Source organism: Streptomyces sp. NPDC007905, from assembly GCF_042959345.1.
In the GTDB taxonomy this organism is placed as follows: domain Bacteria; phylum Actinomycetota; class Actinomycetes; order Streptomycetales; family Streptomycetaceae; genus Streptomyces.
Map to the genome: position 1 here is coordinate 1 of NZ_JBIBKS010000064.1, position 7,224 is coordinate 7,224.

Annotated in this window: 5 protein-coding genes and 5 pseudogenes; 4 read left to right on the plus strand and 6 right to left on the minus strand. The window is 68.7% G+C overall.

Annotation, left to right across the window (positions count from 1 at the left end):
* Window positions 1-299, plus strand: a pseudogene (locus tag ACFZDC_RS41645) (IS982 family transposase); the annotation flags it as partial.
* Between the two features lie 5 nt (window positions 300-304).
* Here the strand turns inward: ACFZDC_RS41645 and ACFZDC_RS41650 are convergent.
* Window positions 305-814: pseudogene (locus ACFZDC_RS41650) on the minus strand (IS701 family transposase); the annotation flags it as partial.
* A gap of 328 nt (window positions 815-1,142) precedes the next feature.
* Between ACFZDC_RS41650 and ACFZDC_RS41655 the strand changes: the two are divergent.
* Window positions 1,143-1,298, plus strand: a complete 156-nt coding sequence (locus tag ACFZDC_RS41655; protein ID WP_391332285.1) for a hypothetical protein — start codon at window positions 1,143-1,145, stop codon at window positions 1,296-1,298.
* A gap of 588 nt (window positions 1,299-1,886) precedes the next feature.
* Here the strand turns inward: ACFZDC_RS41655 and ACFZDC_RS41660 are convergent.
* The 3 genes and pseudogenes from ACFZDC_RS41660 to ACFZDC_RS41670 form a co-directional block, all read right to left on the minus strand.
* Window positions 1,887-2,516: pseudogene (locus ACFZDC_RS41660) on the minus strand (gamma-glutamyltransferase); the annotation flags it as partial.
* A gap of 518 nt (window positions 2,517-3,034) precedes the next feature.
* The gene (locus tag ACFZDC_RS41665) at window positions 3,035-3,229 is read right to left on the minus strand and encodes a hypothetical protein (protein WP_391332287.1); all 195 of its coding nucleotides are present in this window, start codon (window positions 3,227-3,229) and stop codon (window positions 3,035-3,037) included.
* A 56-nt stretch (window positions 3,230-3,285) separates the two neighbouring features.
* A complete protein-coding gene (locus ACFZDC_RS41670; protein WP_391332288.1) occupies window positions 3,286-4,359 on the minus strand; it encodes a 2,3-diaminopropionate biosynthesis protein SbnB in 1,074 nt (357 codons plus the stop codon).
* Between the two features lie 313 nt (window positions 4,360-4,672).
* Between ACFZDC_RS41670 and ACFZDC_RS41675 the strand changes: the two genes are divergently transcribed.
* Both ACFZDC_RS41675 and ACFZDC_RS41680 read left to right on the plus strand, forming a co-directional pair.
* Window positions 4,673-5,941, plus strand: a complete 1,269-nt coding sequence (locus ACFZDC_RS41675) for an MFS transporter (protein ID WP_391332290.1) — start codon at window positions 4,673-4,675, stop codon at window positions 5,939-5,941.
* 6 nt (window positions 5,942-5,947) lie between these two features.
* On the plus strand, window positions 5,948-6,238 hold the full coding sequence (locus ACFZDC_RS41680) for a phosphopantetheine-binding protein (protein ID WP_391332292.1): 291 nt from the start codon (window positions 5,948-5,950) through the stop codon (window positions 6,236-6,238).
* Window positions 6,239-6,524: 286 nt separating this feature from the next.
* On the opposite strand, the pseudogene ACFZDC_RS41685 reads toward ACFZDC_RS41680, so the two are convergent.
* Window positions 6,525-6,790, minus strand: a pseudogene (locus ACFZDC_RS41685) (IS701 family transposase); the annotation flags it as partial.
* Window positions 6,791-6,971: 181 nt separating this feature from the next.
* Window positions 6,972-7,224, minus strand: a pseudogene (locus ACFZDC_RS41690) (DDE-type integrase/transposase/recombinase); the annotation flags it as partial.

Sequence of the window (7,224 nt, forward strand, 5' to 3'; positions counted from 1 at the left end):
GGCTGCGCGCCGCATTGCCGCAGATCAAGCGGATCATCCGGGTCCTGGCCAAGGACACCGACTTCTGGCACGACACTGTCTGGATCAGCGACTCGACCCCGGTGCCGTGCGGGATGTCCCGGCCCACGGTGAAGCGGTCCGAGCTGGCGGGCTGGGCGAACTACGGATACTGCGCGTCGCATTCACGGTTCTTCTGGGGACTGCGGCTGTATCTGGTGTGCACCCCGTCGGGGATGCCGATGCTGTGGGCGCTGGCCGATCCCAAGATCGGCGAACGGGAGGTGCTCGCCGCGATAGTACGGGCGTCGGGGATGTGGGCGGCCTGGCAGCGGTCGCGGTCGTCGGTCCAGGACCTGGGCAGATAGAGGTCACGGTCGACGAGGGCGTGTCCCCGGCTCGTGGCATAGGCGGCGAACACGCCGATCTGACAATTTTCGGTGCGCCCGGCGGTGCCGGAGTATTGGCGCTGTACTCCGGCGGAGGTGGTCCCCTTCTTGATGAAGCCGGTGTCGTCGACAATCAACACGCCGTCGTCATCGCCGAGTTGGTCGGCCACGTACTGCTGCAGGTCGTCGCGGACACTGTCGGCGTCCCAGCGGCTGCGGGAGAGCAGGTACTGCAGTCCGTCCGGGGTGGCGTGGCCGGCCCACTCGGCGAGCTGCCACCCGTTCTTGCGGCCGACCGGAGCGAGCAGGCCGCGTACGTAGTCTCGCATCCGCCTGCGGGGCTCGATCCGGGTGAAGCGGCTCCCGATCCGCAGGAAGAGTTCTTCGAGTTCTCGATCCCACACATTCACCGACGCATCAATGAGCATGCCGAGGGACTGCTCGCACCAGCTCACGGGCATGCAGCAGAGCACTCGTTCGTGGGGCGCGGTGGGGAAGTCCGTCCCGCCCACCTGGCGCCCCGCTACACTCCACGCCACCAGGCCGCTGACCAGCCCAGATACCGAACTACGGCTGGAGTACTAGTGCCGCGCGGTACAGCTGGCACACCTCGGTCTCCGTCGGCTGGGCGGCGGCCTTGTAAGGCCCAGCCTCAGTGCTGAGCCAGCGGATCCGCTCCAGTAGCTCCGTTCCTGGCGTGCCCGGCTTCCAGACGACAATGTGCCGATTCTGGTCGGGTGGCAGCCTGAGGGGCAGATGCTGGAGACCGCGAGCCCGCAGGATCTCCGCAATATCCGTGAGCGCGACTCCGCGCAGGCTCCGGTGCTTCCCGATGTCCCGCAGCTGCCTCATGGGGAGGAGCGCGAGGTCGCCGCGGCCAGCGAACATGTGGCTGATTCGGAATTGGCGTGACTCGGCGAGCAGTTTTTGTTCAGCTACGGAAGGCATCGTCCCCCCAGAGATGATGGCTTTCGGCAGCGTACGGGCCGCTCACGCTCGGCGTCCGGGAATTGTCAACCTTTGTCAGTCATGGACCAACTTGGTCGCGGGTCCGTTGATCGAGTGGCATGGCGGCGGTCCGGAGTTGGTCGAGCTGCCCGTAAGCGACGTGCAGTTTGAGCGGTTGCGCCTCTCGGTTGCCCAAGTGCCGCTTCATGGCGTCCAGGAGGCAGCAGCGGAAGTCTGCGTGGACCAATTCGTCTGTCATGCCTCATAGGTATCGGTGCATCTGAGTGGAGGGTGACGGCGCTCGGCGGCGGATGCGGAGGCGGCCCACCCGACGAAGTGGCTCGGTGTGACCGTGGCAGCGCGGACGTGGGCCGGTGACGGGCACGGTCGGTCGCCCCGCCGGATGGGGCCCGTCTCCTTGTCTGTGTCACCGGCGCAGCTCCAGGGCGAGTCGGCGCAGGCCGCGCAGGGTGTCGCAGAGGGTGGGGTCGTCCACGCATTGCTCGCACCGGTAGCGGTGGTGCTTGTGTGCGGCCAGGACGGCCTGCACGGTGCAGTGGCGGCAGCCGGGAGCAGTGTCCTGTCAGCGCTGGTCGTCGTTGGCCGCCCTCGGACGGCCCAAAGATCGCGCAGCAGCTCACCGGGCCGGGGAGCGCTGCCGCCTGGCAGGTACACCGGGGCCGAGGAGGTCCACTCGGTCTCGAACAGCTCCCGGACGGCCTCCACGGTCGCGCCGACGTTCTCCACGGGCGCGTGCCCGTGCTCCGCGTATCCGATGGCGTACTTCAGGACATCCTCGAGGGACTTGGTGCCGTGGTCGCGCAGGAGCAGCAGCCAGGCGTCGAAGGCGCCGGGCACGGCGGCCGCGAGCGGTCCCGTACCGGGTACGAGATCCAGACCGAGTCCCCTGTAGTGCTCGATCGTGGCGCCCGCCGGGGCCACGCCCTGCCCGCACAGCACGCGCACCTCGCCGCCGGCCGGGGCGAGCAGGATCGGCACCTCACCGGCGGGCCGGTTCAGGTGCGGTTCCACCACGTGCAGCACGAAGGCGCCGGCCACGGCCGCGTCGAACGCGTTGCCGCCGTCCTCCAGGACCGCCATCGCCGACTGGGAGGCGAGCCAGTGCGTGGAGGAGACCATGCCGAAGGTGCCCTGGAGGGTGGGCCGAGTGGTGAACTGCATCCTCACCTCGGTGTTCGCGTGCGTCAGCCAGCCCCATCAGTACCCCAGACCGCTCTGGGGAGAATCTGGGGAGTCTGAGCTCGGCTCCGGTCGCGTCGACCAGGCAGCAGACTACCGAGTCGCTGCCTGGCAGCCATATCCCCCTCGCGACCGCCCCTAGCGCCGCCACCACGTGATGCGTCATCGGAAACATGTCACACTCTCCGGAAGTGGAGGAAAGAGCAGGTCAGGCGATGTTTCTCGGCCCAGCAGGCCAACCATGTAGCCCCCAGAGCGTCAGCGAAGTCGCGCGTGGCCTTCCGCCGAGAAGACTCCTTCGCAGTGCACCGCAGCCACACGCTGCGGTGCACTGTCGCGGTGACGATGCGCACGGCGACCGCTCGGCGTCTCTGGGGGCGGCCCCCCTCGCCGGGCAGGGCGGCGTAGGGGTGCAGACCTCAGCCGGCTGTCAGCGCCTCGTCCGCCAGACCCATGTGCAGGCGAAGAGCGCCACGACAAGGCCCAACTCGCGACAGCTGTCAGCAGGACTGCTTCAGGTAGAAAAGGGCCATCTGGGCCAGCAGCTTGTCCTCGGGCAGACGCTTCGCGGGTGGCGCCTCGGCCTCTGCTTGCCCGGTCACCGCGGCATCCTCGGTGGACGGAGGACTACCGGTCGCGGTGACGGATGCCCCTTCGTCGCCCTTACCACCGGTGTTCGACTCGTCGCCTGCCATGCTGTGCCTCCCGTGTCGATCTCGCCTCGCCCCCGAGCGATCCAGTCGCCTCGGGGTCACCCTCCGTGGAAGTCGGGGACCCTGGTACCGATGCCGGCCTTTTCCGCCGTCTCCTGGACATGGGCCGCCACCGCGATGTCGAGCATCGCGAGGCCGAATTGCGAGTAGACGAGCACCTCGTCCCGGTCACGGCGGGGCGCGGAGCGGCCGAGGAGCACATCGCCCAGCGTGCAGCGGATGAAGTCCCGGTGGCCCCGCCGCTGTTCGAGCCGGTGCAGCGAGGTGCCGACCCGGCAGATGTGGTCGGGGTCGTCCACGACGTTGTCGCGCCGCTCCAGTTCCTCGGGGGCGATGTCGCGCACCGACATGTGCAGGATCGTGGCGCCGTCGGGGCAGTCCGTCAGGCTCGCGATGTGCGGCTCGCGGACGTTCGTGGCGATCGACACCAACGGCGCGGCGCCGAGCACGGCGTCGGTCGACCCTGCCGTCTCGACTTCGGCGCCGGGCGCGAACCCGCGCACCCGGGTCGCGAAGTCGCGGGCGCGGTCCTCGACGACGTCGAACAGCAGGATGCGGCACTCTCCGCCGTACGCGGCGAGGAGATTCCGCACGATGGCGAGATTGATCGGGCCGCAGCCGATGACACCGAGCGTGCTGAGCCGCTCCTCGGTGTGCAGCGTCCGCGCCGCGAGGGCCGCGCTTGCCCCCGTGCGGGCGAAGTTGATCTCGGAGCCTTCCATCAACGATGTCACACGGCCGTCGGCGAGGGAGTTGACGGCGATGACGGAGGAGGCCCGGTCCTTTCCGACATCGACGTTGCCGGGAAAGGACGAAATCCACTTCATTCCGGCGCGTTCGTCTGCGCGCAGGTATGCGGGCATGCCGACGATGCGGTCCCGGGGGCGCGAGGAATCGGTCAGGAAGATGGAGAACGGCACGGTTGCCGTTCCGGCCGCGTGCGCCTCATAGGCCGACCGCACCGCCGCCACGATCTCCTGATGACGGTCGGCCAGACAGGCGGCCACCTGCTCACGACCCAGCACCAAAACCCCGTCGGCCATTGCCCGTTCTCCCTCGTCGGTCACGCAGGTCCGCTGCCGGCCGCGCAGGTCCGCGCGGATCGTGTCCAAGGGTGCACGAGAGCAACGCGGTGCGGGAAGCGTGCGGGCACACCCCGCCCGAACTGCCGGGCAGTTGCCGCACAAACGCCCCGGTTCTGCCGCTCCTCCGCCTCTTCGGTGCCGCCGAAAGTGCTGCCGAAAGTGCCGGTGCGTGCCGAGCCCGGGACCTAGCCTCGACAGGGAGACGTGTGCGATCAAACGGTACTCGTCTGCACCGCTCACCTCCGCCGGGACCGCTGGCTCACAGCTTGCGGATCCCTTGATCCTCCACCGCCCAAAGTCGCCCGTCGGCTCCGACCGTGCTCACTGGGATCTCGCCTTCATGACTGTCCTTCTCAAGGGTGACTTCGCCAGACTCTGGCTCGCCTCCGGAATGTCCACCCTCGGAGACGGCGTCACGATCGCGGCCGGCCCGCTGCTCATGGCGAGCATCAGCAGCGACCCGGCGGTCGTCGCGGGGGCGGCGTTCGCCCAACAGCTGCCGTGGCTGCTCTTCTCCCTCGTCAGCGGTGTGCTGGTGGACCGCGTCGACCGCCGCATGGTCGTGGGCGCCGTGGGCGTCATGCGTGCGGTGGTGATGGGTGGACTCGCCCTTTTGGTGTGGCAGGGATGGGCGAACGTCCCCATCGTCTACGCGGCGGTGTTCCTGCTCGGCGTCGGCGCCACTCTGTCGGACAACGCGGGCCAGGCGCTGTTGCCGAGCGTGGTCGCCGACGGCGATCTACCCAAGGCCAACGCCGGGCTCTCCGGCATCCGCATGGTCTGCAACCAGTTCGCGGGACCGCCCCTGGGCGGCTGGCTGTTCGCCGTCGCGGCCGCCGTTCCGTTCGGCATGGACGCGGCCTGTTTCGCCCTTGGCGCGCTGCTCATGTTCAGCCTGCCGCGCCGAGGGACCGGCGGCAGCGACACGGCACCGGCCGAGCCCGCCCGCCGTGGATCCATCCGCAAGGAGATGGCCGAGGGGCTGCGCTGGCTGTGGAATCACAACGCGCTGCGCACGCTCGCGGTGACCATGGGGCTCATGAACGTCACGTACGGCGGCACCTACGCGACGTACGTGCTGTACTCGCGGGAACGTCTGGGCCTCACCGAGGTCGGCTATGGCTTCCTGCTCGCCGCCACGGCCGTGGGCGGCGTGGTGGGCACCCTCGCGGTCGCCCGCCTCGAGGCCCGGTTCGGCTCGGCCGCACTCCTCAGGTTCGGCCTGATCACGGAGACCCTGACGCATCTCGTCCTGGCGGCGACGCGGCTGCCCTGGGTGGCCGCGATCACGCTGGTCGTCTTCGGCGCGCACGCATCGATCTGGGGCGTCATCGGCGTCACGCTGCGCCAGCGGGTCACACCGGCCGAGATGCTCGGCCGGGTCAACAGCGTCTGTCTGCTCTTCAGTATGGGCGGCTACGCCGTCGGCGCGCTGCTCGGCGGTTTCGTCGCCCGCACCCTCGGCATCACGGGTCCGTTCTGGGTGGCCTTCGCCGCGATGTGCGTCCTGACGCCCGTCGTATGGCGGCACATGACACCTACCGCGCTCGCCCCCGAAACCAAGAAGCCCGGCACCCCGTCCCACCCGACTCCGACCTCAGGGCAGTGAATCGCCATGACCACCGAACCCTTCACCGTCGACCCGGAGGCCGCGCTGCGTGAGCTCTTCGCCGAGATCCTGGAGTTGCCGCCGCAGGACATCGGCGCGGACGACGACTTCTTCCATCTCGGCGGGCACTCCCAGCTCGCCATACGCCTGGCCGCCAAAGTCCGCACCCGCCTCGGTGTGAAGATCTCCGTCTCGGATGTCTTCGCCGCCCCCACCGTCGCCGGGCTCGCGGTCTGCGCGGCCCAGGCACCCAAGGCCCCGGCGCCGTTGACCCGGCGCGTGAGCCGCGAGCCCTAGTACTCCAGCCGGACTTCTGTATTTCTCCTGGTCAACGGCTTGGAGGTGGGGAGTGTAGCGAGGGTTTGGCATGGGTGGGGCGGTCTTGGGCCGGCTGTCCCACCAACGTGCGCCCGCGCCGCATGTAATGACAGCGTCGTGCTCGTGCCTGGTGGCGACGCCTCCAGCGGGACCAGTTCACCGCATGGTTGCGGCGTGAAGGATGGCGGCGGGGTTGAGCTGCCAGCAGACGACGGATCTCGGCTGGTGTGAGGTCCACGGGGTCGGGTGTGTCGGCCGGGTCACCCCCTTTTCGCGCTCCTGCACGGCCATCACCGCGAGGAACGCGTGGGCGAGCATGGCGAGCGTGATGTGCCGGTACCAGCCCACATAGCGGCGGACCTCGTACTGATCCATGCCGCACTCGTTCTTCGCGCTCTGGAAGCACTCCGCAATCTTCCAGCGGCATGCGGCGACGCGGACCAGGTCGGCGACGGTGGCCTCCAGCGGAGCGCAGGCGAGGTAGTAGGCGATCTCGTCGGGCTTGCTGATGCTGCGCCGGGCTAGCATCCATTGCTGCCGGGTCGGCTCGCCGCCGTCGCTCGATGGGCGGCGGAGGACATCGAGGCGGTCGCAGCCACGCTCAACAGCCGCCCCCGCAAGAGCCTAGGCTGGAAGACACCCGCCGAAGCCCTCAACGACCATCTACTATCGATCAAATAAGCCGGTGTTGCACCCACCGGTTGAACCTGGTTTGACTGCCGCGATCCGAATGGTGAATGAGGCCGGAGTCCTTCTTGATCCGGCGTCTCCACAGTGCCATCTCCAGGGCGTCCAGCGGGAGTTCGGTACGCATGTGGTCGGCGACCTGCCAGCCGACAATCATTCGTGAGTACACGTCCAGGACAAACACCACATACGCCCAGCCCGACCAGGTTCTGACGTAGGTCATGTCCGCGACCCAGAGCTGGTCCGGGCCCGAAGCGGTGAAGTCACGGTCGACCAGG